At 68.1% G+C, this 21,728-nt stretch carries 20 protein-coding genes; 8 read left to right on the top strand and 12 right to left on the bottom strand.

The features are described 5' to 3' along the window. Positions 1 to 167: 167 nt before the first annotated feature. Positions 168 to 1,229: an A24 family peptidase gene (locus BMY29_RS17450; protein WP_049989400.1), complete on the top strand. Its 1,062-nt coding sequence runs from the start codon at positions 168 to 170 to the stop codon at positions 1,227 to 1,229. 10 nt (positions 1,230 to 1,239) lie between these two features. Here the strand turns inward: BMY29_RS17450 and BMY29_RS17455 are convergent, their stop codons facing one another. Both BMY29_RS17455 and BMY29_RS17460 read right to left on the bottom strand, forming a co-directional pair. Further along, positions 1,240 to 1,467, bottom strand: coding sequence for a hypothetical protein (locus BMY29_RS17455; RefSeq protein ID WP_049989399.1), 228 nt, complete (start codon positions 1,465 to 1,467; stop codon positions 1,240 to 1,242). Between the two features lie 94 nt (positions 1,468 to 1,561). Beyond that, entirely contained in the window at positions 1,562 to 1,981 is a 420-nt protein-coding gene (locus BMY29_RS17460; RefSeq protein WP_049989398.1) for an HIT family protein, read from the bottom strand. 324 nt (positions 1,982 to 2,305) lie between these two features. Between BMY29_RS17460 and BMY29_RS17465 the strand changes: the two genes are divergently transcribed. The 3 genes from BMY29_RS17465 to BMY29_RS17475 all read left to right on the top strand — a co-directional run bounded on the left by BMY29_RS17465 (position 2,306) and on the right by BMY29_RS17475 (position 4,781). Next, positions 2,306 to 3,292 (top strand): hypothetical protein, encoded by a 987-nt coding sequence (locus BMY29_RS17465; protein WP_049989397.1) that lies wholly within the window; start codon positions 2,306 to 2,308, stop codon positions 3,290 to 3,292. Next, positions 3,280 to 3,960, top strand: coding sequence for an NTP transferase domain-containing protein (locus BMY29_RS17470; RefSeq protein WP_049989396.1), 681 nt, complete (start codon positions 3,280 to 3,282; stop codon positions 3,958 to 3,960). Before BMY29_RS17465 ends, BMY29_RS17470 begins: the two co-directional genes overlap by 13 nt. A gap of 128 nt (positions 3,961 to 4,088) precedes the next feature. Continuing rightward, complete coding sequence (locus BMY29_RS17475) at positions 4,089 to 4,781, top strand: glycerophosphodiester phosphodiesterase (RefSeq protein ID WP_049989395.1); 693 nt, start codon at positions 4,089 to 4,091, stop codon at positions 4,779 to 4,781. Positions 4,782 to 4,861: 80 nt separating this feature from the next. On the opposite strand, the gene BMY29_RS17480 is transcribed toward BMY29_RS17475, so the two are convergent. After that, positions 4,862 to 5,575 carry a uracil-DNA glycosylase gene (locus tag BMY29_RS17480; RefSeq protein WP_049989394.1) on the bottom strand — a complete coding sequence of 238 codons (714 nt, stop codon included), beginning with the start codon at positions 5,573 to 5,575 and terminating at the stop codon, positions 4,862 to 4,864. 141 nt (positions 5,576 to 5,716) lie between these two features. On the opposite strand from BMY29_RS17480, the gene BMY29_RS17485 reads away from it, so the two are divergent. Both BMY29_RS17485 and ileS read left to right on the top strand, forming a co-directional pair. Further along, positions 5,717 to 5,947 carry a DUF8151 family protein gene (locus BMY29_RS17485; protein ID WP_049989393.1) on the top strand — a complete coding sequence of 77 codons (231 nt, stop codon included), beginning with the start codon at positions 5,717 to 5,719 and terminating at the stop codon, positions 5,945 to 5,947. A 65-nt stretch (positions 5,948 to 6,012) separates the two neighbouring features. Further along, positions 6,013 to 9,219 (top strand): isoleucine--tRNA ligase, encoded by a 3,207-nt coding sequence (gene ileS / locus BMY29_RS17490; RefSeq protein WP_049989392.1) that lies wholly within the window; start codon positions 6,013 to 6,015, stop codon positions 9,217 to 9,219. Positions 9,220 to 9,404: 185 nt separating this feature from the next. Here the strand turns inward: ileS and BMY29_RS17495 are convergent, their stop codons facing one another. Next, positions 9,405 to 10,214, bottom strand: a complete 810-nt coding sequence (locus BMY29_RS17495; RefSeq protein WP_049989391.1) for an SDR family NAD(P)-dependent oxidoreductase — start codon at positions 10,212 to 10,214, stop codon at positions 9,405 to 9,407. Positions 10,215 to 10,388: 174 nt separating this feature from the next. Between BMY29_RS17495 and BMY29_RS17500 the strand changes: the two genes are divergently transcribed. Then, positions 10,389 to 12,536, top strand: coding sequence for a hypothetical protein (locus BMY29_RS17500; protein WP_049989390.1), 2,148 nt, complete (start codon positions 10,389 to 10,391; stop codon positions 12,534 to 12,536). A 112-nt stretch (positions 12,537 to 12,648) separates the two neighbouring features. On the opposite strand, the gene BMY29_RS17505 is transcribed toward BMY29_RS17500, so the two are convergent. The 3 genes from BMY29_RS17505 to BMY29_RS17515 all read right to left on the bottom strand — a co-directional run bounded on the left by BMY29_RS17505 (position 12,649) and on the right by BMY29_RS17515 (position 15,179). Continuing rightward, a complete protein-coding gene (locus BMY29_RS17505; protein ID WP_049989487.1) occupies positions 12,649 to 13,188 on the bottom strand; it encodes a heme NO-binding domain-containing protein in 540 nt (179 codons plus the stop codon). 122 nt (positions 13,189 to 13,310) lie between these two features. Continuing rightward, a complete protein-coding gene (locus tag BMY29_RS17510) occupies positions 13,311 to 14,174 on the bottom strand; it encodes a ribose-phosphate diphosphokinase (RefSeq protein WP_049989389.1) in 864 nt (287 codons plus the stop codon). A 111-nt stretch (positions 14,175 to 14,285) separates the two neighbouring features. Continuing rightward, positions 14,286 to 15,179, bottom strand: coding sequence for an HVO_0234 family beta-propeller protein (locus BMY29_RS17515; RefSeq protein ID WP_049989388.1), 894 nt, complete (start codon positions 15,177 to 15,179; stop codon positions 14,286 to 14,288). Between the two features lie 127 nt (positions 15,180 to 15,306). On the opposite strand from BMY29_RS17515, the gene glmM reads away from it, so the two are divergent. Next, positions 15,307 to 16,683, top strand: coding sequence for a phosphoglucosamine mutase (glmM, locus tag BMY29_RS17520; RefSeq protein ID WP_049989387.1), 1,377 nt, complete (start codon positions 15,307 to 15,309; stop codon positions 16,681 to 16,683). 10 nt (positions 16,684 to 16,693) lie between these two features. Here the strand turns inward: glmM and BMY29_RS17525 are convergent, their stop codons facing one another. The 5 genes from BMY29_RS17525 to serA form a co-directional block, all read right to left on the bottom strand. Next, positions 16,694 to 17,104: a universal stress protein gene (locus BMY29_RS17525; protein WP_049989386.1), complete on the bottom strand. Its 411-nt coding sequence runs from the start codon at positions 17,102 to 17,104 to the stop codon at positions 16,694 to 16,696. A 79-nt stretch (positions 17,105 to 17,183) separates the two neighbouring features. Continuing rightward, positions 17,184 to 18,359, bottom strand: a complete 1,176-nt coding sequence (locus tag BMY29_RS17530) for a DUF7118 family protein (RefSeq protein ID WP_049989385.1) — start codon at positions 18,357 to 18,359, stop codon at positions 17,184 to 17,186. A gap of 4 nt (positions 18,360 to 18,363) precedes the next feature. Continuing rightward, positions 18,364 to 18,735, bottom strand: a complete 372-nt coding sequence (gene hisI / locus BMY29_RS17535) for a phosphoribosyl-AMP cyclohydrolase (protein WP_049989384.1) — start codon at positions 18,733 to 18,735, stop codon at positions 18,364 to 18,366. 113 nt (positions 18,736 to 18,848) lie between these two features. Next, positions 18,849 to 19,118: a hypothetical protein gene (locus BMY29_RS17540; protein WP_049989383.1), complete on the bottom strand. Its 270-nt coding sequence runs from the start codon at positions 19,116 to 19,118 to the stop codon at positions 18,849 to 18,851. Positions 19,119 to 19,272: 154 nt separating this feature from the next. After that, positions 19,273 to 20,859, bottom strand: coding sequence for a phosphoglycerate dehydrogenase (gene serA, locus BMY29_RS17545; RefSeq protein ID WP_049989382.1), 1,587 nt, complete (start codon positions 20,857 to 20,859; stop codon positions 19,273 to 19,275). Between the last annotated feature and the right edge of the window lie 869 nt (positions 20,860 to 21,728).

Genomic DNA, 21,728 nt, shown 5'->3' on the forward strand with positions numbered 1-21,728 from the left:
GGATAGGTGTTCACCCGGCAGCGATAGCCGCTGCGTGCCCGCCGTTCGAATACCGAATTCCCTCTTCGCTTCGTCCCGTCGGATCAGTCCGGCGGCTCCGACGTCCGCTCTTGCGAGTCCCGACGCGAGCCGAAAACGTAACGGTACCGCGCTCCGGAGGGCCTGTCGTGACGCTCGCTGGCGCCGTTGCGACGGGCCCGGACCTCCTTCGGCTCGTCGCCGTTCCCGTCTTCGCCTGGACCGCCCTCCGCGACGTCGAGACCAGACGCGTCTCGAGTGTCGTCTGGATTCCCCTCGCCGTGTTCGGGGCCGCGCTGTTGGCCTGGGACGGGTGGCTCGCGTGGACGGCCGGCGGCACCGCCTGGACCCACGAGTTTCTGCTTCCGACGGCGATCAGCCTAGGCCTGGTCGTCCCCATCGCGTACCTGTTCTGGTGGGTTGGCGGCTTCGGCGGGGCCGACGCGAAGGCGTTGCTCGTGCTCGCCGTGCTCTTCCCGACGTTTCCGGAGTACACGGTGGGTCCGCTGACCGTTCCGCTCGAGATGACCCCGATCGGGCCGTTCTCCTTTACGATCCTGACCAACGCCGTCCTCGTGGGGGTCGTCCTGCCGCTCGCGCTCGCCGTTCGCAACGCCGTCGCGGGCCGGATCGCCCCGGTTATGTTCGTCGGCTGGCCGATCGTCTGGGACGAGCTACCGGAGACCCACGGCCGCCTGCTCGAGACGCCGTCGGGTCTCTCCCGCGGCGGACTCGACCTCGATGCGTTGCGGATGTACCTCCGCTGGCGCGGGCTCTCGCTGGCCGACCTGCGCGCCGATCCCGACCGGTACCGCGATCCGGCGACGCTTCCGGACGAGCCGAACCCGCCGACCGACGGGGCCGTGACCGCGGACGCGGCCGATGCGACGGCCCACCCCGACGGCGGCACGATCGATTCGAGTGCCGAGCCCGACGCTGACTTGGACCGGCCTGGCGCTGCCGTCGGGCCCGCCGTCGCCGACGCTCCCGCGTCGGAGTATAACGACCCCTGGGGCGCCGACGCCTTCCTCGAGGACATCGAGGGCTCGGCCTACGGGACGACTCCCGAGACGCTTCGCGAGGGCCTCGACGTGATCGCGAGCGAGGACGCGGTCTGGATCTCGCCCGGCACGCCGTTTCTCGTTCCCGTGTTCGTCGGCCTGGTGATCGCGCTGGTCTACGGCGACCTGTTGTTAGGGACGCTGTTCTGAGTTCGACCCGTTACAGCGTCCGCTCGTACAGCGGCACGAGCACCGTCCAGAGGAGCACGAACGCGACGCCGACGCCGATCAGTGCCAGCCACGGATCTCCGCGACCGGTCGGCACGCCGGTCGAGAGAAGGACGAAGGTTCCGACGAACAGCAGACAACAGACGAGGACGCTGCCGAGTTCGAGGACCGTGGCGACGGGGTGGGCGCGAAACTGCGCGACGATGCCGGCGAGGGCCATACTCGAGGCTCGCGCGGGGACGGCAAAAACGTCACGGCGGTTCGAGGTCGCGCTCGGGTTCGAACTCCGCCGACGAGCAGTCGCTCCGTCCGCGTTAGGTGCGTGATTCGATGTCCGCGGCGATCTCGTCGAGTTCGTCGTCGCCGAGGTCGGGGCGGTCGCCGACGACCCCGTGGATGGGGCCGCCGCCGTCGCCCTCGAAGCGGGGGACGATGTGACAGTGGACGTGGGGGACCTCTTGCCCGGCCGCCTCGCCGTTGTTGAACGCGACGGTCGTCGCGTCGGCGTCGACGGCCTCCTCGACGGCGGGGACCATGCGGTGAACGGTGTCGTAGAGGTCCGCCGCGACGTCCTCGGGGACGTCGTTCAGCCGTTCGTACTCGTCCCTGGGGATCACCAGCGTGTGGCCCGGCGCCAGCGGGTTGGCGTCCAGAAAGGCGACCGTCGTCTCGTCCTCGTACACGATGCGCGCGGGGATCTCCCCCTCGACGATCTGGCTGAAGATCGTACTCATACGCCAGTGTGCATCGCGTTGCCGTATGAAGGTTTCCCGCCAGCGCGCTCGACGCGCCCGCCTGGCGGGACCGGTTCGGCCGTCGGCGCGTGCGGACCCGCGGCGCCGCCGAACGGTCGCCGAGTGACAGTCGATCGAGTTGCAATTATCTGCAGAACGGCCGATCTCTGTAAAATTTTTCGCGTATTGCTAGCCTAGAGTACTACAAATGTTAATACTACGGCGGCTATAGATTCTGCTCTAGAATCGTACGCGCTCGGGAACGGGTCGCCCGCCCGGCCGGCACGATAGCGCTCGCGACCGTTCCCGTCAGGAGATTTCCCCATGGTAGAGGTACTGTACGCCATCGAACGACCGTTCATGCGGAAGACATTCGAAGCGATCGATCGGCACGTCGGCGTCGAGTCGGCGTTCGTCCCGGTCCGTGCCGATGCGCGCGGCTGTAGCGACCGCATCACCGAAATCGAGGTCGACGATCCCAGCGCGGTCGACGAGAACGTGCGCTCGATCGACCCCTCCGTCGTCGTGTACAACCACCGGTTCGGCATCGAGCGGTTCTCGTTCTACGAGGAGTATCCGCTCGTCCACGTCCGCCACGGCGCGTCGATCGGTCGCGGCGAACGCTCGGTCACGGCGGAGACGATCCTCGAGCACGTCGCCGTCGCGCTCGCGCCTGGCGAGCGCTGGGCGGCGGCGTATCGGGCCGCCGCACCGCCCGACGTGCGGGTCGTCGTCGTCGGCATTCCGGAAGCCGACGCGCTGGTCGGCGCGCCGCCGCCCCGCGACCGCCGGGTGCTGTACGCGCCGACCAACTACCTGGTCGGCCGCGGAGCGTACGTCAACACCGCCCGCTCGGTCGTCGAGTGCTTCGCGAACACGGCGTACGAACTCCTCTTTCGCCCGCACCCGACCGATCGACGCGAAGGGCCCGGCCTGGCCGTCACCCGCGAGTGTAGAGAGCGGATCGCCGACCTCCCGAACGTCGTCTTCGATACGGCGACGACGCCGACCGAGAGCATGCGTCGATCGGACGTGCTAATTTCGGACTACTCCGGCTCGATCGCCGAGTGGCTCCACACCGGCCGGCCGCTCGTGCAACTGACGGACATCGACGCGCCGGACCGCGAGGTGCCGCGAATCGGCGTTACGACGGACGCGATCGATCTCGACCTCGTCGCCGACCTGTACCGCAACGGCGAGCCCGCCGACGCGAGACGGCGACGAGCGTCGTGGCTCGACGACCTCGGCATTCCGATGGACGGACGAGCCGGCGAGCGCGCCGCCACGGAGGTGTGCCGATGCGCGGCGTGATCCTGGCCGCGGGCCGCGGGCGGCGAATGGGACGCTACACCGACGACGTCCCGAAGGCCTTCCTCGAGTTCGACGGTCGAACGCTGTACGATCGCCAACGCGCCCTGCTCGACCCGCACGTAGACGGGACGAGCGTCGTGCTGGGGTACCGCCACGAGACCGTTCTCGACCGATTCGATCCCGAGGATCCGATCGTCCTCGAGACGTGGGACCGACACGAGAACGCCGCGTCGCTGCTCCTCGCGCTCAGGCGTATCGACGACGACGTGGTGATCCTGAACGGCGACGTGCTCGTCGACGAGCGCGAAGTGGGCCGGCTGACCGACCAGTTCGACGCCCTCGAGGGCCGTCTCAACCTCGTCGGGTGTCTCCCCGGGATTCAGAACAGGGAGACGGCGATCCGCTGGGACGACTCGGGACGCGTCACTGACTACGGACTCATCGAGGGCAACCAGCACGCGGGCTTCGGAATCGTGAGCCGCGATCACCGGGCGGCGGCGATCCGGATCCTGCGCGAGCGACTCCACGACTGGTATCCCTGCGTCTACCCCCGGACGCCAACTCGGCCGATGTTGCTCCCGGACGGCCGACACGTCGAGATCAATCGACCGGCCGATCTCGAGCGGGCCAGGCGGTGGCTCGCCTCTGAGCAGATCCGGTGTGCGTGATCGCGGTCGGACGGCCGCACAGTCGCGTCGCCGCGACAGTTCTGTTTCGGAAAAATTCTGTTCAATTGTCCGCATTCGAGGGTTAAAACCAAAATATTGATTGCCAGCGGCTTCCGGGATCCGGGTAGATGGAGATTATCGGCCATCGTGGCTGCGCAGATCAGGTCCCGGAAAACACACTCCTCGCGATCCGCGAAGCCGCCCGCCGGCTGCCGGCTGTCGAGATCGACGTTCGGCGGTGCGGATCGGGCGAACTAGTTGCGTTTCACGACGAGACCCTCGAGCGCGTCACCGGCGCGGACGGCCGCGTCGCGGAGACGCCGTGGACCGACCTCCGCGACTTGGAGGTGCTCGAGTCCGGCGAGTCGATCCCGCGACTCGAGACGGTCCTTCGAGCCGTTCCGGACGACGTGACCGTCCAGATCGAACTGAAAGAACGGGGGATCGCGTCGGACACGCTGCAGTTGGCGATGACGACCGGCGCCGACGTCCGGGTCTCGTCGTTTCTCCCCGAGGCGCTCGCGGAGATCGAGTCGACCTATCTGAACGTTCCGAACGGGCTGCTCTTCGGCGACGAACCCGAGGCGAACCTCTCGCGGGCCGACGACCTCGACTGTACGCACGTGTTCCCACACTACGACCTCTGCGTCGAAACTGATATCGTGTCCGCCGCCCGCGAGCGCGGGTACGACGTCATCGCCTGGAAGGCCGCGCAGACGACGGACGACGTCCGCACGCTCCGCGAGGCGGGCGTCGACGGCGTCACCGCCGATCGGTGGGACGTCGCACCGCCTTCGCTTCGGATGAGCGCCGAATCTTAGCGGCCGTAGGACTCGCGTAACCGTTTTCTCGCGGTCCCGAAACGAACTCCCTCAGCGGCCCGCGCCGGCCGCCCCGACGGTCAGTCGTCGGCCGCGCGTCCGCACAGGTCCTCGAGCGTCTCGCCGATCTCGGCGAGGTACTCCGCCGGTTCGTACCCTAGACGACCGATCCAGACGTCCTGATACGACGGATGGAGGATCGGAACGAGGACGACGTCGAGTCGCTCGCAGCGGACGGGATCGAGCACGCTGTCGATAAACCCGTCCAGGTCGCGGTCCTCGGCCGCAAGCACCGTCTTCGTCGCATGCTTGCCGGTCGCGAGGACGACCGTCGGTTCGATCGTTTCGAGTTCGGTCAGTAGGTGGGTACGGCAGTTCGCCCGCTCCTCGGGCGTCGGCTCGCGGTTCGTGATCGAGTCGTCCGCGCTCGCGGCTTCACCGCTCGCAGACGAGGCGCGTGGCTCCTCGCTCGCGGGAAAGCACTTCACCGCGTTCGTGTAGTAGGCTCGGTCGCCGAAGCCGATCCGCTCGAGCATCCGGCGGATGCGCCGCCCGGAGTGGCGCGAGGTGTAGGCTCGGCCGGTCCAGTTGCCTCCCTGCCAGCGGTCGGCGTCGGGGTTGCCGTTGCCGGGGGCCTCGCCGACGACCACGATGTCGGCGTCGAGACTCCCCGTTCCCCAGGAGATGCACTCGCGGGCGTCGGCGAGCGCGGGACAGCGGTCGCAGTCGGGTTCGAGGACGTTGCGGGTGGTCGGGTAGGGCGGGTCGTCGGTGTTCGAATCGGAGGCGGGCACACACGAGGGTACGGCCGCAGGCGTTTAGCCTGGTCGGTTCGCCGCGAGCGTCGCCAGGCGCGGGTTGTGGCTCGCATCGCTGTCGGGCCGCGGCGCGCGAGGGGACAGGTTTACCTTGGACGGGTGGGTACAGGGGCGGTAATGACATCGATCGGTCCGGAACTGCTTGCGGAATCACTTTCGTTGCTCGTCTACACGGTCGTCGCCGGCGTGTTGACGGTTGGGGGCGTGCTCGTCGAACACGCGAGTCTCCAGCACTACGGGGCCGGCGAGGCGATGATCGCGCTGTGGCTGGCCGCCCTCGGCGGCGTCATGCTCTACGCCGGCGCGTACGGGCTCGGCTACCAGAAGGTCCTCTCGGAGTTCGTCTGAGCGGCCGACGGATTCGGACCTGCAATATCGATTCCTCTTTACTGTCGGAGGCGATTAGGTCGGGTATGAGCAGGTTCGGCGAGGTCGACGACCAGTACGATCCGCACGAGTTAGAACGGCGGGTCTTCGACTACTGGGACGACGTCGACGCCTACGAACAGACGGTCGAGCACCGATCGGACGGCGAATCCTTCTTCTTCGTCGACGGCCCGCCGTACACCTCGGGGTCGGCGCACATGGGGACCACCTGGAACAAGTCCCTGAAGGACGTATACCTCCGATTCCACCGGATGCAGGGGTACGACGTCACCGACCGCCCGGGCTACGACATGCACGGGCTCCCCATCGAGACCCGCGTCGAGGAGCGCCTGGGATTCGAGAACAAGAAGGACATCGAGGAGTACGGCGAGGAGAACTTCATCGAGGCCTGCAAGGAGTACGCCGAAGAGCAACTCGAGGGCCTCCAGGCGGACTTCCAGGACTTCGGCGTCTGGATGGACTGGGACGACCCCTACAAGACGGTCTCCCCCGAGTACATGGAGGCCGCCTGGTGGGGCTTCTCGAACGCCGCCGACCGCGGCCTGGTCGAGAAGGGGCATCGCTCCATTTCGCAGTGTCCCCGCTGCGAGACCGCCATCGCGAACAACGAGGTCGAGTACGAGGACGTTGAGGACCCCTCGATCTACGTCAAGTTCGACCTCGCCGAGCGCGAGGGCTCGATCGTCATCTGGACGACGACGCCCTGGACCGTTCCGGCGAACACCTTCGTAGCGGTCGACGAGGAGGGCGACTACGTCGGCGTCCGCGCGGAGAAGGACGGCGAGGAAGAACTGCTGTACGTCGCCGAAGCCAAACACGAGGAAGTCCTGCGCGAGGGCCGCTACGACGACTACGAGGTCGTCGAAGAACTCTCCGGCGAGGAATTGCTCGGCTGGTCGTACGATCATCCGCTCGCCGAGGAAGTTCCGGACCACGTCGACGCCGAGGGCGCCTTCCAGGTCTACGACGCCGACTACGTCGACACCCACGGCGATGGCACCGGCCTCGTCCACTCCGCGCCTGGCCACGGTGAGGTCGACTTCGAGCGCGGCCGCGAACTCGGCTTCCCGGTCTTCTGTCCCGTCGGCGGCGACGGCGTCTACACCGAGGAAGCGGGCAAGTACGAGGGGCAGTTCGTCAAGGACGCCGACGACGAGATCATCGCGGACTTAGACGAGAACGACGCCCTGCTCGCCTCGGGGACGGTCACCCACAGCTACGGCCACTGCTGGCGCTGTGACACGGGTATCCTCCAGATCGTCACCGACCAGTGGTTCATCACGATCACGGACATCAAAGACGACCTCCTCGAGAACATCGAGGACAGCGAGTGGCACCCCGACTGGGCGCGGGACAACCGCTTCCGCGACTTCGTCGAGGAGGCTCCCGACTGGAACGTCTCGCGCCAGCGCTACTGGGGCATCCCGCTGCCGGTCTGGACGCCCGAGGACCGCGACGACGACGAAGACATGATCGTCGTCTCGACGCGCGAGGAACTCGCCGAGCGGGTCGATCAGGATATCGACCCCGAGGAAGTCGACCTCCACAAGGACACGGTCGACGAGTTGACGATCACCGAGGAGGACACCACCTATACGCGCGTCCCCGACGTGTTCGACGTCTGGCTCGACTCCTCGATCGCCTCCTGGGGGACGCTGAACTACCCCGAGGACGACAGCCGGTTCGACGAGCTCTGGCCCGCGGACTTCATCCTCGAGGCCCACGACCAGACCCGCGGCTGGTTCTGGTCCCAGCTCGGCATGGGCACCGCCGCGCTCGGCGACATCCCCTACGAGGAGGTGCTGATGCACGGCCACGCGCTCATGCCCGACGGGCGCGCGATGTCCAAGTCCAAGGACATCCTGATCGACCCCCACGAGGCCATCGATCGCCACGGCCGGGACGTCATGCGGATGTTCCTCCTGTCGAACAACCCGCAGGGCGACGACATGCGATTCTCCTGGGACGGCATGCAGACGATGGAGAACCACCTCCGGACCCTGTGGAACGTCTTCCGGTTCCCGCTGCCGTACATGCGCTTAGACGAGTTCGATCCACAGAAGGTCACTCTCGAGGACGTCGACGACGACCTCGAACTCATCGACGAGTGGGTGCTCGCCCGCTTGCAGTCCACGAAGGCCGAGATGACCGACGCCTTCGAGGAGCGCCGCCAGGACAAGGCCCTGAACGCGCTCATCGAGTTCGTCGTCGAGGACGTCTCGCGGTTCTACGTCCAGGCCGTCCGCGAGCGCATGTGGGAGGAAGACGACAGCGCCTCCAAGCGGGCCGCCTACGCGACGATCTACCGCGTCCTCCGGGAGACGGTCGCGCTGCTCGCGCCGTACGCGCCGTTCATCAGCGAGGAGATCTACGGCACCCTCACGGGTGACGAGGAGTACGACACCGTCCACATGTGCGACTGGCCCGAGGTGGACGAGTACTGGGAGGACGAGCAGCTCGAGGACGACGTCGAACTCCTGCGCGCCATCGAGGAGGCCGGCGCGAACGCCCGCCAGCAGGCCGGCCGCAAGCTTCGCTGGCCCGTCCCGCGGGTCGTCGTCGCCGCCGCCGACGACCGCGTCGTCGAAGCCGTCGAGCGCCACACCGACCTGCTCGCCGACCGGCTCAACGCCCGCGACGTCGAACTCGTCTCGCCCGACGACCGCTGGGGCGAACTGCAGTACAGCGCCGAGGCCGACATGAGCGAACTCGGCCCCGCCTTCGGCGACCGCGCCGGCCAGGTGATGAACGCGCTCAACGAGGCCCGCATCGACGAGCCGAACCTCGATGCGCTCGAGGACGCCGTCGCAGACGTCCTCGACGCCGACGAGGAGATTACCGACGAGATGGTCTCGTTCGTCACCCAGACGCCCGACGGCGTCGCCGGCACGGCCTTCGGCACCGACGGCGACGACCGCGGCGTCGCCTACGTCGACGCCTCGCTGACCGACGACATCGAGAGCGAGGGCTACGCCCGCGAGGTCATCCGCCGCGTCCAGGAGATGCGCAAGGACCTCGACTTAGACGTCGAGGAGCGGATCGCGCTCGACCTCGAGATCGCAGACGACCGCGTGGCCGGCCTGGTCGCCGAGCGCGAGGACCTGATCAGCGAGGAGGTCCGCGCCGACGAACTCCGCGCGGTCGAGGACGGCCACCGCAAGGGGTGGGACGTCGAAGACGTGACGATGGAGATCGCGATCGAGCCGCTGGCGGCCGCCGAAGCGTCGGATTAAGCGCCGCTGAGCGGTCGAGGGCTGAGCGAACGCGACGCCCTCGGAAGCGAACGGGCGCTTACACCCGTGAGCAGCGAAGCGGACTTTTTGGGACAGATTTTTTGCGTGAGTGCTCGCTCACGACGTGAGCGACTCGAACGGAAAACGGAGAACGCCGAGGCTCGGACTCCCGAAAACCAGCCGAATCAGAGGACGTCCTGGGTGATGCCGCCGTCGACTTTGACCGCCTCACCGGTGATGTTGCGGTTCTCGGCGAAGAAGACGGCGAGCCGACCCATGTCTTCGGGTTTCTGGTCGCGGTGGAGGGGAATCGACCGCTGGATCGTCTCCTCGTAGGACTCCTCGCTCGCGGGAGAGAGGACGTCGCGCCACATCGGCGTGTCGACGATTCCCGGACAGATCGCGTTGACGGTGACGTCGTCCTCGGCGAGTTCGAGTGCGAGCGTCTTCGTGAGCGCCATCACGGCGTGTTTCGACGACGCGTAGTGCCCGATCCCCGCGGCGCTGATCTCGCCCGCGATGGACGCGGTATTGATGATGGAGCCACCGTCTTTGAGCTCCGGAATGGCGGCGCGCGAACAGAGGAATGTGCCCTTCGCGTTGACGTCCATGACGGCGTCCCACTCGCCCTCGTCCATTTCCTCGATCGGCGAGTGCGTGATGATTCCGGCGTTGTTTACGAGAATATCGAGTCGACCGAATTCATCGAGCGCGGTTTCGATCATCGCCTCGGCCTGGTCCGCGTCCGTGACGTCACACTCGACGATCAGCGTCTCGGAACCCGTCTCCCCCTCGATCTCGTCGGCGAGTTCTGTGACGCTGTCGACGTTGTCCGGCTTCGAGTCGTCGTCGGCCGACGATTCCGTGACGCCGATGTCGGCGATGACGACGTCACAACCCGCCGCGGCCAACTCCCGCGTAATGCCACCGCCGATATCTCCTGCGGCGCCGGTGACGATAGCGACCGTTCCATCGAGGTCTTCTTTCTCGACCATACGTGTCCCTCACCGACTCCGTGTAAAACTCTACTTCAGGATCGCCGGATTTGCGACTCGGAACGACAGTCGCCGGAATCGATATCCGGTACCGTTTTGTCGTCGAACACATCTATCTACTGATAGGTAACGCCACCACAAAAGTCTTACCCGCTGACTCACCAGAGCCGAGTAGTGACGTCTCGGGTCGCCGTCTTCGCATTCGTCGTCTTGCTCGTCGGCAGCCTCCCGGCCGCCGTCGTCGCGGCCGGACCGGTCCGAGCGACGGACGCCAGTGCGGGATCGACACTGCCTGGCGACGCCGCTCTCGGCAGCGATCCCGTCGAATCGATCGCCGCCGGAACGACCGATTCGGCGGCCACGACCGGCGGCGCAGCGGATGTGCTCCACCGGACGACGGTCCTCCGGCATCGACCGGCGGATCCCGACGATTTCGAGGCGGAGACGACGTTCCGCGTCCCGGACTCGGTCACGCAGTTCGAGATCGACCTCGAGCGGGGCGCGGCCGTCGAATCGACCGCGGGGTTCGAGCGGATCGGCGACGGGACCTACCGGTGGACCGAGGACACCGACGAGCCGACGATACGGTATACGATGCCGGCCGATCGGCGCGGCGACGTCGAAGAGCGGGGGACCGATTCCGGGAGCGGTGCGAGCGCGACCGCCGGTTCCGGTGCCGGTGCGCTTGACGACGGCTACACCTTCGTCGACACCGGCGACTGGGCCGTCGTTCCCGTCCCCGACATCGGGATCACGCTGCGCCGGACCGAGCCGGTCGGGATCGAGGAGGCGGTGACCGTCGACGGGCCGGGCGCGACCGGCGGCGACATCGCCTTTTTCGGGTCGGTAACGGAGTACGAGCGCGACGCCGACGGCGAGACGATCCGCCTGGTCGTCCCCGACGACACGGACCTTCGGGAGTCGCCGGATGCGATCCTCGCGGCCGTCGCGGACGCGAGCGGGCGGCTCGACGTCGGCATGCAGGGCGACGAGGTGTTCATGGTCGCGGTTCCGAACGAGGTCGACTGGGGCCCGCGGGGCCTGCAGTACGGCCGCTCGGACGCCTGGGTGGTCGACGACGCGACGCTCGACGAGCCAAATCCGGTCTGGCTCCACGAGTACGTCCACGCGCGCCAGCGCTACTCCAGCGCGGACGGCGCGACCGCCCCCGAGGTCGAGTGGCTCGTCGAAGGCCAGGCCGACTACTACGCGGGGCTGCTCGCTCTCGAGGGCGGCCGCGCCGACTTCGGCGACTTCGCCCGGCTCCTCGAACGGGGCGAGCGCTCACCCTACGCCGACGGCGTCCTCGTCGATCGCTCGACGTGGACCGACGACCGCACCCACTACGTCAAGGGGGCGCTCGTCTACGGCGAGATCGACCGCCGACTGCGGCTCGCGACCGACGGCGACCGCACGCTCGAGGACGTGTTCCGAACGCTGAACGCCCGCGACGGGACGGTAACGGAGGCCGACTTCCTCCGGGCCGTCGAGGACGCCGGCGGAGCGGAGGTCCGCGCGGTCGCCGAGCAATACACGCGGACCGAGGCGACCCCGGAGATGTGGACCCGGTCGCAGCACCGGGCCGCCTTCGACCGACCGGTCGCCGACTTCGAGTACGGGTTCAGGGACGAGTCGATCGACGTCGGTGGCCAGGCGTGGGAGCGCTGGCCCGCCGCCGAGACGGACGGCGTCGACGGGACCCGCGACGTGATCGCGGTTCCGGCCGGCGAATCCGTCTCTCTCCCCGTTGCGGTCGCAAACGCCGGCGATCGCGAGGGGACCTACGACGCGACCCTGCAAATCGACGGCCGGGTGGTCGACCACCGACAGGGACCGCTCGCACCGGAAGAGCGGGCGACCCACCGCCTGTCGTGGACGCCGACCAGGCCAGGCGAGTACGAGGTGCGCGTCGGCTCGGAGCGCCTGACCGCGGTCGTCCGCTCGGCCGCGAGCGTGACCGTCACCGACCTGGCGGTCACCCCCGACCGCGCCGATCCCGGCGAGCCGGTGACGGCGACCGCGACGGTCGCGGCCACCGGCGAGCGGCCCGCGGCGGCCGTCCTCGAGTTCCGAACCGTCGACGGCGTCGCCGCCGAACGGCCGGTGGCGATCCGGCCTGGCGAGTCGGCGACGGTCGAAGCGGACCTTCGATTCGACGACGGGGGTCGGTACGAAATCACCGTCGGCGATCGAACGGTCACGGTCGGCGTCGGCGGGCCGCTTTCGGAGCTCGAATCGATGCCCGGGTTCGGCGTCTCGGCGGCACTCGTCGCCGTGACGGCGGCGCTTGCGGGTGCGCTGATGGCTCGGCGCCGTTGCTGAAGTCGCTGAGGATGCTTGCGCGAGGAGTCGAGAGGGTCGGACGGGATCCGACTGCGGTGTGGAGACGGGGTTTACGGTCCGTCGACGAGAACCAGAGCGACCGCGACCGCTGCTAGTCGAAGTCGACGCGGAACCGGCAGACGTCGACGCCGTCGTCGACGCAGGCCACCTTCGTGACGGTCCCGTCGGCGTCGAAAGCGGCGACGAACCCCTCGAGAATGCCGTGGGCCAGGCCGCAGTACCGCCGGTCGCGGTGGGTATCGTACGTGACGGTCACCCGATCCGATTCGCGCGTCGTGGCGAGGGCCGGCAGCGACGTTTCCGCGGTTGCGGCGTCGACGTCGTCGGAGACGTCCTCGAGCGAGTCGAGCAGTTCGGGTAGCTCCCACTCGCGACGGAAGTGGGCGTTGAACGTCGAGAGGAGCTCCGGCGCGAGGGTTCGACCGAAGTCGCGTTCGATCGCGGTCCTGTCCTGAGTGGCCATCGTCGAGAGAGTCTCGAGGATAGCGTCGATCTCCGAATCGTCGTAGTTGGTGACGGGGAGGTATAGCTGCGGCTCGAGTCCGGACCGTTCGACGATCGTGTCCCAGGTGTCGTCGTCGGTCCGCTCGACGACGTACTCCTTGAGGCTCTTGTGGACGATTCCGTGCATCGGCTCGATCAGTTGGTCGCGACGTCCGCGGCGTCGCCGTTGGACTCGTTCCGGCCGTCGGTCGCCGGTCGTGGGACGCGCTAACACCCAGATCAGAGTCTGGAGACCACTTAATCGTTTACTTACAGATGGGCGGCGAGAACCGGCGCGACGGAGACGGTCTCGACGCCGCGCTCGATGGTATCGGTGCCGTAGATCGCTTCGACACCGGCCCGCGAGAGCTTCGTAACGGCGTCGCGGGCCAGCAGCGGGTGGACGCAGGTGACGAAGACCCGGCCGACGTCCCGTTCCCGGAGTACGCCGACGGCCTCGCTCATCGTCGAGCCCGTCGCGATAATGTCGTCGACGACGACGACGTCGCGGCCGGCCACATCCACGTCGCTCGGCAAGATTTCGACCTCGGTGCCCGAGTGGCGGGTCTTCTCGAAGTAGTCCGTCTCGCCCGCGCCGTAGGCCTCCCGGACGGTCTCCGCCAGGCCGATCGCGCCCGCGTCGGGCGAGAGGAACACGGGGTCGGCGAGGTTCTCGGGCAGCGGCTCGGCCAGGCGGCCCGCGGCTTCGACGGCGGTCGCGGTCGGCTCGAAGAACTCGCAGACGGCCTCCTCGTGGGGGTCGACGGTGAGCACGCGGTCCGCGCCGGTCGAAATCGCGCGCGCGATCGCGCGCGCGGAGACGGGATGTCCGTCTTCGAAGGCCCGATCCTGCCGAGCGTAGCCCATGTACGGCAGGACGGTGACGACCTCCTTGACGCCGGCCTCGCGGACGGCGTCTTGCAGCTGGAGCACCTCGAGGTGGGCGTCGCTCGAGACGGTCGACGCGACGATGACTGCCCGCTCGGGAACGGGGTCGGCCTCGGCGACGCCAGGCGCGGCGGCGAGCAGTTCGCCGTCGGGGAAGCGGTCGTAGTCGACGGCGGCGAGTGGTTCCTCGAGTTCGCGTGCGAGCGCCGCGGCGAGGGCCTGCGACGCGGATCCGCTGACGATCATATGCGGTTCGACAGGCCGCGGAGTAAACCAGTTTTCGTTCTCCCGGTCGCTCGTTCGCCGGCCGCGAAGGTGTTCAGCGACGGCCGGCGGTCGGCGCTCGACCGCCTCGGCTCACTCGTTCTCGTTCGCTGGCATCGTCGCCGGAACCGCCATCCCCGCCACGTCGGTGACGCCGAGCGTTTGCGTCCGCCAGCCGTCGTCGCTCGCCGCCAGGAACGTGCCGTCCTCGGCGACGGCGTAGACCTCGTCGCCGTAGCCGAAGCCGACGATCCGCTCGGACGCCTGGTACCCGTCGGCGTCCCTCCATTCGCTGTCGCCGTCGACGTCCGCGTCGGGCGCGTACTCGTAGACCGTTCCGTCCGTGACGGCGTGGGCGCGCTCGATGCGGCCGGGCTGCGAGCGCGGGTCCGCCGCGACGGTCACGAACGCTCCGTCGAGGCACTCCATCCAGCCGTTGCCGAGTTTGTAGAGTCCCTCGGCGGTGGCGGCCAGCGGGGCGCCGGCAGCCGAGACGTCCCGGACGTCGGTCAGACCGGCGTGATCGAGGCGGCCGTCCTGAACGCGGTAGACGCCGTCGTCGGTGCCGATCAGATCGCCGTCGATCGCGCGGACCGGCGCAACGGTCTCGTCCGCGAGGGTGGTCCACTCGTCGCTGCCGGCGGCGCGACACGCGACGCGGCCGTCCGGAGCGGCCGCGAGCAGGTCGCCGTCCGCGTCGTAGCCGACGGCGACCGCCGGGCCGAAGCCGGTTTCGTCGAAGGTCTCCTCAGCGTCGGTCCCGGTCGCGTCCGCGAGCGAACACACGCGGACGTCCTCGTCGGTCGCGATGGCCACGGCGTCGCGGGTCGCCGCGACGTCGCGGGCGGTACAGCGGTCACAGAAGCCGAATTCGCCGACGGTGTCGCCGGCGACGCGGACGCGGACGACCCCCATCGCGCTCGCGACGTAGGCGGTGATCGCCCCTTCGCGGTCGCCGTAGACACGCTTCTCCTCGATCGAGTCCATACGGGACCGTTGTCGGGGCGGGCCGAAAACGTTCCGTCGTTTCGTCCGGTTTCATCTTGTCTTCCGTCTGCGCCTCGCGGGACGCTTCGGAACCCCTTTGAGGTGGCCGGTTCGACTAGCCGTTAAGATGCAAGTCTTCGGATCGAGCGGGACGCGGGGCGTCGCCAACGAAGAGCTGACGCCCGCGTTCGTCCTGCGCGTCGCGAAAGCGGCGGGGACGATCTGGGGCGACGGTCGCGGTGGGGACCGCGTCGCTATCGCCCGCGACACTCGCCACACCGGCCGGATGCTGGCCGACGCCGCCACCAGTGGTCTGGCGAGTACGGGAACCGACGTCGACCGCCTCGGAGTCGTTCCCACGCCGGGGGCACAGGCGTACGCCGAACGGGAAGGGGTGCCGGTGATGGTCATCACCGCCTCGCACAATCCGCCGCAGTACAACGGCGTCAAACTCGTTGGCCGCGACGGCGTCGAACTCGCCGTCGCGGACCTCGAGCGGATCGAGGAGACGCTGCTCACGGAATCGTTCACCGTCGCGCCCTGGGACGAGACGGGACGAGTCCGCGAGATCGACGGCGTGCGCCGGGCGTACATCGAGGAACTGCTCGCGGCCGTCGACCGCGAAACGATCGCCGACGCCGACCTCACGATCGCGCTCGATCCCGGCCACGGCGCGGGCTCGCTGACCAGCCCCGAGTTCTTCCGGGAGCTTGGCTGTCGGGTCGTCACCGTCAACAGCCAGGCCGACGGCCACTTCCCCGGCCGCGATCCCGAGCCGATCCCGGACAATCTCTCGGATCTGGGCAAGCTCGTCCGCGCGACCGACGCCGACGTCGGGATCGCCCACGACGGGGACGCCGACCGCGCGATCTTCTTCGACGAGAACGGCGAGTACGTCGAGGGCGACGCCACCCTCGCCGCCCTGGCCGCCGCCGAACTCGAATCCGGCGATACCACCGTCTCCGCGGTCAACGTCTCCCAACGGCTCGTCGACGTCGTCACCGAGGTCGGCGCCGACCTCGAACTGACCCCGATCGGCTCGACGAACATCATCACCCGCATCGAGGAACTCGAGGACAAAGGCCAGCGGGTGCCGATCGCGGGCGAGGGCAACGGGGGGATCTTCTTCCCGAGCTACCGGCTCTCCCGGGACGGCGCCTACACCGCCGCGCGGTTCCTCGAACTGGTCGCCGAGCGCCCGGTCAGCGAGATCGTCGCCCCCTACGGCGGCTACGTCAACGTCCGGCGCAACGTCGAGTACGAATCGACCGCCGAACGCGACGCGATGCTCGACGCGGCGGCCCACCAGGCCCAGATATCCGACGCCGAACTCAACACCCGCGACGGCTACCGGCTCGATTACGGCGACGCCTGGGTCCTCGCCCGGCCCTCGGGGACCGAGCCGCTCGTCCGGATCTACGCCGAGGCCCGCGACGGCGACCGCGCCGAGGAACTCGCAGGCGACATGTACGACGCGCTGATCGAGGCGAAGGCCGAGGCCTGACGCTCGGATTCTATTCTCGTTCCCCTCGCGAAACGATCGTCACCGGAATCGTGGCGCGTCGCGTGACCGCTTCGGCGACGCTGCCGAGCAGCACCCGCGAGACGCCCGCTTTTCCTTCGCTCCCCATGACGATCGCGTCGACGTCCGCCTCGTCGACGTACTCCAAGATCGCGTCCGCCGGTCCGGACCCTTCGATGACGGCCGTCTCGACCGTCCGATCGTTCTCGTCGGCGATTGCGCGGGCGTCGTCGAAGAAGTCGGGATCCCGATCCGCCGAGACAGTGCCCCCGTAGTCGGCTTCGAGGTCGTCGATCGCATGAACCACCGTCACCCGCTCGGCGGGCACCCACTCCAGGGCGTGTTCGAGGGCCGCCCGCGCCGTCTCGGAGTCGTCCATCGGAACGAGCACGTGTCTTGGCATACGCGATCCTTCGAGCGGCGACGGCTAAAAATCGGGGTCGACAGTCCGGTGCAGACGAACGTCGGCGATGCAGTGTCGCTCAGACCGGGTCGTCGACGTCCAGCGCCGCTTCGAGCCGCTCCCGCTCCGTCCGCAGGGACTCGAGTTCGGCCTCGACGCGACCGTCCGCCAGGCGCTCCCGTTCCGCCGGCGACAACTGGGCGACAGCCTGGGCCGCGGTCTGGAGCCGGTCGTAGTCGTGATCGGTCGCGAGCAGCCGGACCCCGCGCAGCGCCGCGACCGTCTCCTCGTCGGCGACGCGGGCGACGAACGGCTGATACTCCCGCGTCCGACAGCGAAGGGCGCCGGCCGGTTCGGGCGGCCAGGCGACCGTCAGCGGCTCGGCGTCGATCCCCTCGAGGAACGTCTGCTGGGTCGCCACCGACCGCTTGAGCTCGTCCGCGCTGTCGACGTAGTGGGAGAGCTTCGACCGGGAGTAGTCGGCGTACTCGAGCAGTTCGGGAATCGTGTACTCGCCGGCGTCGGTCTCGCGGACGTAGCGGGCCAGATCTGCTGGCGGCCGCTCGTAGTCGACGAACGGATACCAGCGGCTCCGCTCGAGGAGGGCGAAGACCTTCCGGGCCGACGCCTCGAGCCGGTAGTCGGCGAACGCTTCGCGGATCGCGGCGTTGTAGTCCTCGATCGGGTCCCGGAGGCGCTCGACCGGCGCGTTCAGATCGGCTGTCGCCAGGTCGAGCAGCCGCTCGCGCTCGTCGATCTCGTCGTCGATCGCCCGCAGGCGCTTGCTCGCGTCCGTGCGCGCCTCCGCGAGGGTCTCGCGGGCGGCCTCGCGTTCGTCGATCATGTCGGCGTACCGGCTCGCCGGATCGAGCGCCTCGCGGGCCCGCTCGAAGTCGCGCTCGCTGAGCCGGCGCTTGTCGATCGCATCGAGGGCGCCGTCGAACGCGTCGCGCGCCGCGAGGTCGTCGGCCAGGCCGGAGACGAGCGACTCGAATTTCCCCTCGAGTTCGATGTAGGCCTGGAAGTTCTCCTTGCCCGTCCCGGTCGCGCGATCGACGTAGTCGTCTAACAGGGCCGTCGCGTTCCGGTAGGCGGTCGCGGCCTCCTCGACGGCGTCGGCGCCCTCGTCGTCGATCCGCCGGCGGGCCGTCTCGAACCGGTCGCGCGCGGCCTCGAGTGCCTCGAGCGGGGTCGCTCCGTCGCCGTCGGTGCCGGCGTCCGAGCCCGCGTCGGACGGATGGACGCGCTCGCTCATCCGTTCAGTCCTCGTAGACGGCCTCGGGGTCGAATACCCGTTCCCCGACGTTTTCGCCCTCGATCGTCCGGTAGAAACACGACCGATGGCCGGTGTGGCACGCGCCGCCGTCCTGATCGACCAGGTAGAGGAGGGTGTCGGCGTCGCAGTCGACTCGGATCTCCTCGACCGCCTGGCTGTGGCCGCTCGTCGCCCCCTTCTCCCAGAGTTCGTCGCGGCTCCGGGAGTAGTAGTGGGCCCGGCCTGTCTCGCGGGTCCGTCGGAGGGCCTCCGGCGAGACGTACGCGAGCATGAGCACCTCGCCGGTGTCGGCGTCCTGTGCGACGGCGGGGACGAGTCCGTCCTCGCCGAACTCGACCGAAACGTCGTCGTCCATACTCGAGGTGTTGTTCGTCCGGGCGATAGGTCTTTTGCCGCGGTTGGCGGCGGTGCAAATTTCGAACCGGTCGGTCGCCGCCCCTCGATTCACCAAAAATCAGCCGAGCCGCGTTACCTCCCCGTCCAGCTCCACCGGGCGAGGGCGGCGAGCCCGATCGCGGCCAGCACGACCCCGACGGTCACGCCGAGCGTGACGACGGTGGTCGTCGACGCCGCGACCAGGCCCGAGACCAGCATGAGTCCGACGACCAGCACCACCAGGCCGAAGATCGATGCGATCGCGATCCCGGTGCCCTCTCGAATTCCCCACATCGTGTCCGCGGCGTCCTCGCGGGCGCTCTCCGTCGGTTCCCGTCCCGGTTCTCTGTACGGTGTTGCCATGTCTCTCGCCTCCTACAGTACGTAGGCGTGCGGGGGAGATAAACGGCATTCACGACGGGCCGGACTGTCCGGCCCGTGACCCGTTCGCACGGTCGAACACGGGTTGAGGACGTGAACGAAAACGGGACGAAAACGGAACGAAAACGGAACGAGACTACGCCTGGCCGTTCAGCGTGATGTCGTTGATGCCGATGATCCGCTCGTCGGCTTCGAGTTCCTCCTTCGCGTCCGCGGGGACGTCGCTGTCGACGTTGTAGACGGTCAGGGCCTCGCCGCCGATGGTTTCGCGGGCGTTGAACATCCCGGCGATGTTGACGTCGTAGTCGCCCATGACGCTGCCGATGAGACCGATGACGCCCGGCTCGTCGGTGTTGCGCGCGATGACCATCCGACCGTGGGGGATGGCGTCGACGCGGTAGCCGTCGATGCGGACGATCCGCGGGTCGTCGCCCGCGAACAGCGTCCCGTCGACCGAGACCTCGTTTTCGCCGTTGCTGACGGTCACCGAGATCAGGCTCTGGAAGTCCTCGGCCCGGCGGGTCTTGGACTCGGTGACGTCGACGCCCCGATCCTCGGCGATCTGGGGCGCGTTGACCGCGTTGACCTGCCATTCGAGAGGTTCGAAGACGCCCTTGAGCGCGGAGGCGGTGACGAACTCGACGTCCTCGTCGGCGATGTCGCCCTCGTAGACGACCTCGACGTCCTCGATGCGGCCGTCGAGCAGCTGGGCGGCGACCTTACCGGCGGTCTCGGCGATGTCGATGTACGGTTCGACGCGCGGGAACGCGCTCTCGTCGATCGACGGGGCGTTCAGGGCGTTGGCGACCGGTTCGCCGACGATCGCGGCGTTGACCTGTTCAGCCGTCGAGGTGGCGACGTTCTCCTGGGCGGCCTCCGTCGAGGCGCCGAGGTGGGGCGTGACGACGATCTCGTCGTGTTCGAGCAGCGGCGAGTCGTCCGCGAGCGGCTCCTCGGCGAAGACGTCGAGCGCCGCGCCGGCCAGCGTCCCGTCCTCGACTTTCGCCGCGAGGGCGTTCTCGTCGACGACGCCGCCGCGGGCGCAGTTGATGAGGTAGCCGTCGCCAAGCAGGTCGAGTTCGTCCTCGCTGATCAGCCCTTCCGTCTCGGGCGTCAGCGGCGTGTGGACGGTCAGGAAGTCAGCGCGTTCGAGGCTCGCCTCGAGATCGACGAGTTCGGCGCCGATGCGGTCGGCGCGCTCCTCGCTGATGTAGGGGTCGTAGGCGACGATGTTCATGCCCAGCGAGTCGAGCTTCTTGGCGACCTCCTGACCGACGCGGCCGAGGCCGACGACGCCCAGCGTCTTGCCGTTGAGTTCGGCGCCGAGGTAGTCGCTTTTCGCCCACTCGCCGTTCTTCAGGCGGATGTGGGCCTGCGGGATCGAGCGGGCGGCTGCGAACGTCATCGCGACGGTGTGCTCGGCGGCCGCGCGAACGTTCCCTTCGGGGGCGTTGGCGACGATAACGCCGTGGTCGGTCGCGGCATCGATGTCGATGTTGTCGACGCCGATCCCGGCGCGGCCGACGATGACCAGATCGTCGGCGGCCTCGAAGACCTCCTCGGTGACCTCGGTCCCGGAGCGGACGATCAGTCCGTTAGCGTCCGAGACTGCCCGGAGGAGGTCCTCTCCCTCGAGTTCGTAGCCCGTTTCGACCTCGTGGCCGGCGTCACGCAGTACGTCCAGACCCGCGTCGGCGATCGGATCCGTGACGAGAACCTTCATGCGCGAAGCAACCGTGCGAAGAACGTAAACCCTTCCGTTGTCGATAGCGACGGCAAAAACTACCTCAAGGTACCTCGAAGAGCGCCGGCCGCTGCCGCCCGCACGAACCGTCGACGACGGATCCCTCGAACGGGAGGACGCCCCTCATCGTTACCACCTACCGTTGCCGACGTCGATTACACGAGGGGCCCGTAAAGTTGCTACCGTTTGCGAGATACTGCACTGTTGCCTTCGGGGACCGATACGCTACGTCGCCGATTACCGTTCCAAAGGGGATTTTTCCCGGTGACCGATGCCGTGACGACCGTTCCGGTTCCGTCCTGGGATCGATTTCGCGGGAACGACCGTTACCGCGGCTCAGCGGTGTGATAGACGACTGTTTCGAGCCGTCTTGCCCGCCGCCGGTGTGCGGCGAGTGCCTCGCTCGGAGCGCAGTTAACGCCGCGTCGGTCCGGACGGACGGGTAACCGATTGACGGCCGGCGTTCGCCTCTCAAAACGCGTGACTGTCGTCGGGACGCGCGTTCCGCTCGCGACGCATCTCGGCGCTATCATGTTCGGAACGTTCACCCGGAATGTGACGATTTCCGTACCAATCATGCGTCGCCATCGGAACCGGTTCGGTCGGCGATTCGAGCGCAGAGTCGAGCCGAATCAGTCCGGTCGATCGTTCGCGATTACGGATGCTTACAAACCGGTATCGCTCAGACATTCGTCGTGTACTTCCGCCTGGTATCTTGTAACTGGCTGTCCTCGCCCGATATGTAGCGTTCAGCCGCCGCAGCCATTGTTCCCTCTCTTCGACGACTCAATTCCCTGCTGTCGGCCGCGAACTGAATCGGTACGATTTCCGATATCAACAGGATCGCA

The organism is Natrinema salifodinae, assembly GCF_900110455.1.
Lineage (GTDB): Archaea > Halobacteriota > Halobacteria > Halobacteriales > Natrialbaceae > Natrinema > Natrinema salifodinae.

Bases quoted from the DNA above. Each gene is read 5' to 3' on its own strand.
- hisI (WP_049989384.1), bottom strand. From the start codon at position 18,735: ATGGACGACGACGTTTCGGTCGAGTTCGGCGAGGACGGACTCGTCCCC.
- BMY29_RS17460 (WP_049989398.1), bottom strand. From the start codon at position 1,981: ATGAGTACGATCTTCAGCCAGATCGTCGAGGGGGAGATCCCCGCGCGC.
- glmM (WP_049989387.1), top strand. From the start codon at position 15,307: ATGCAAGTCTTCGGATCGAGCGGGACGCGGGGCGTCGCCAACGAAGAG.
- BMY29_RS17530 (WP_049989385.1), bottom strand. From the start codon at position 18,359: ATGAGCGAGCGCGTCCATCCGTCCGACGCGGGCTCGGACGCCGGCACC.
- BMY29_RS17465 (WP_049989397.1), top strand. From the start codon at position 2,306: ATGGTAGAGGTACTGTACGCCATCGAACGACCGTTCATGCGGAAGACA.
- BMY29_RS17455 (WP_049989399.1), bottom strand. From the start codon at position 1,467: ATGGCCCTCGCCGGCATCGTCGCGCAGTTTCGCGCCCACCCCGTCGCC.
- BMY29_RS17525 (WP_049989386.1), bottom strand. From the start codon at position 17,104: ATGCCAAGACACGTGCTCGTTCCGATGGACGACTCCGAGACGGCGCGG.
- BMY29_RS17540 (WP_049989383.1), bottom strand. From the start codon at position 19,118: ATGGCAACACCGTACAGAGAACCGGGACGGGAACCGACGGAGAGCGCC.
- ileS (WP_049989392.1), top strand. From the start codon at position 6,013: ATGAGCAGGTTCGGCGAGGTCGACGACCAGTACGATCCGCACGAGTTA.
- BMY29_RS17475 (WP_049989395.1), top strand. From the start codon at position 4,089: ATGGAGATTATCGGCCATCGTGGCTGCGCAGATCAGGTCCCGGAAAAC.
- BMY29_RS17515 (WP_049989388.1), bottom strand. From the start codon at position 15,179: ATGGACTCGATCGAGGAGAAGCGTGTCTACGGCGACCGCGAAGGGGCG.
- BMY29_RS17510 (WP_049989389.1), bottom strand. From the start codon at position 14,174: ATGATCGTCAGCGGATCCGCGTCGCAGGCCCTCGCCGCGGCGCTCGCA.
- BMY29_RS17485 (WP_049989393.1), top strand. From the start codon at position 5,717: ATGACATCGATCGGTCCGGAACTGCTTGCGGAATCACTTTCGTTGCTC.
- BMY29_RS17495 (WP_049989391.1), bottom strand. From the start codon at position 10,214: ATGGTCGAGAAAGAAGACCTCGATGGAACGGTCGCTATCGTCACCGGC.
- BMY29_RS17505 (WP_049989487.1), bottom strand. From the start codon at position 13,188: ATGCACGGAATCGTCCACAAGAGCCTCAAGGAGTACGTCGTCGAGCGG.
- serA (WP_049989382.1), bottom strand. From the start codon at position 20,859: ATGAAGGTTCTCGTCACGGATCCGATCGCCGACGCGGGTCTGGACGTA.
- BMY29_RS17470 (WP_049989396.1), top strand. From the start codon at position 3,280: ATGCGCGGCGTGATCCTGGCCGCGGGCCGCGGGCGGCGAATGGGACGC.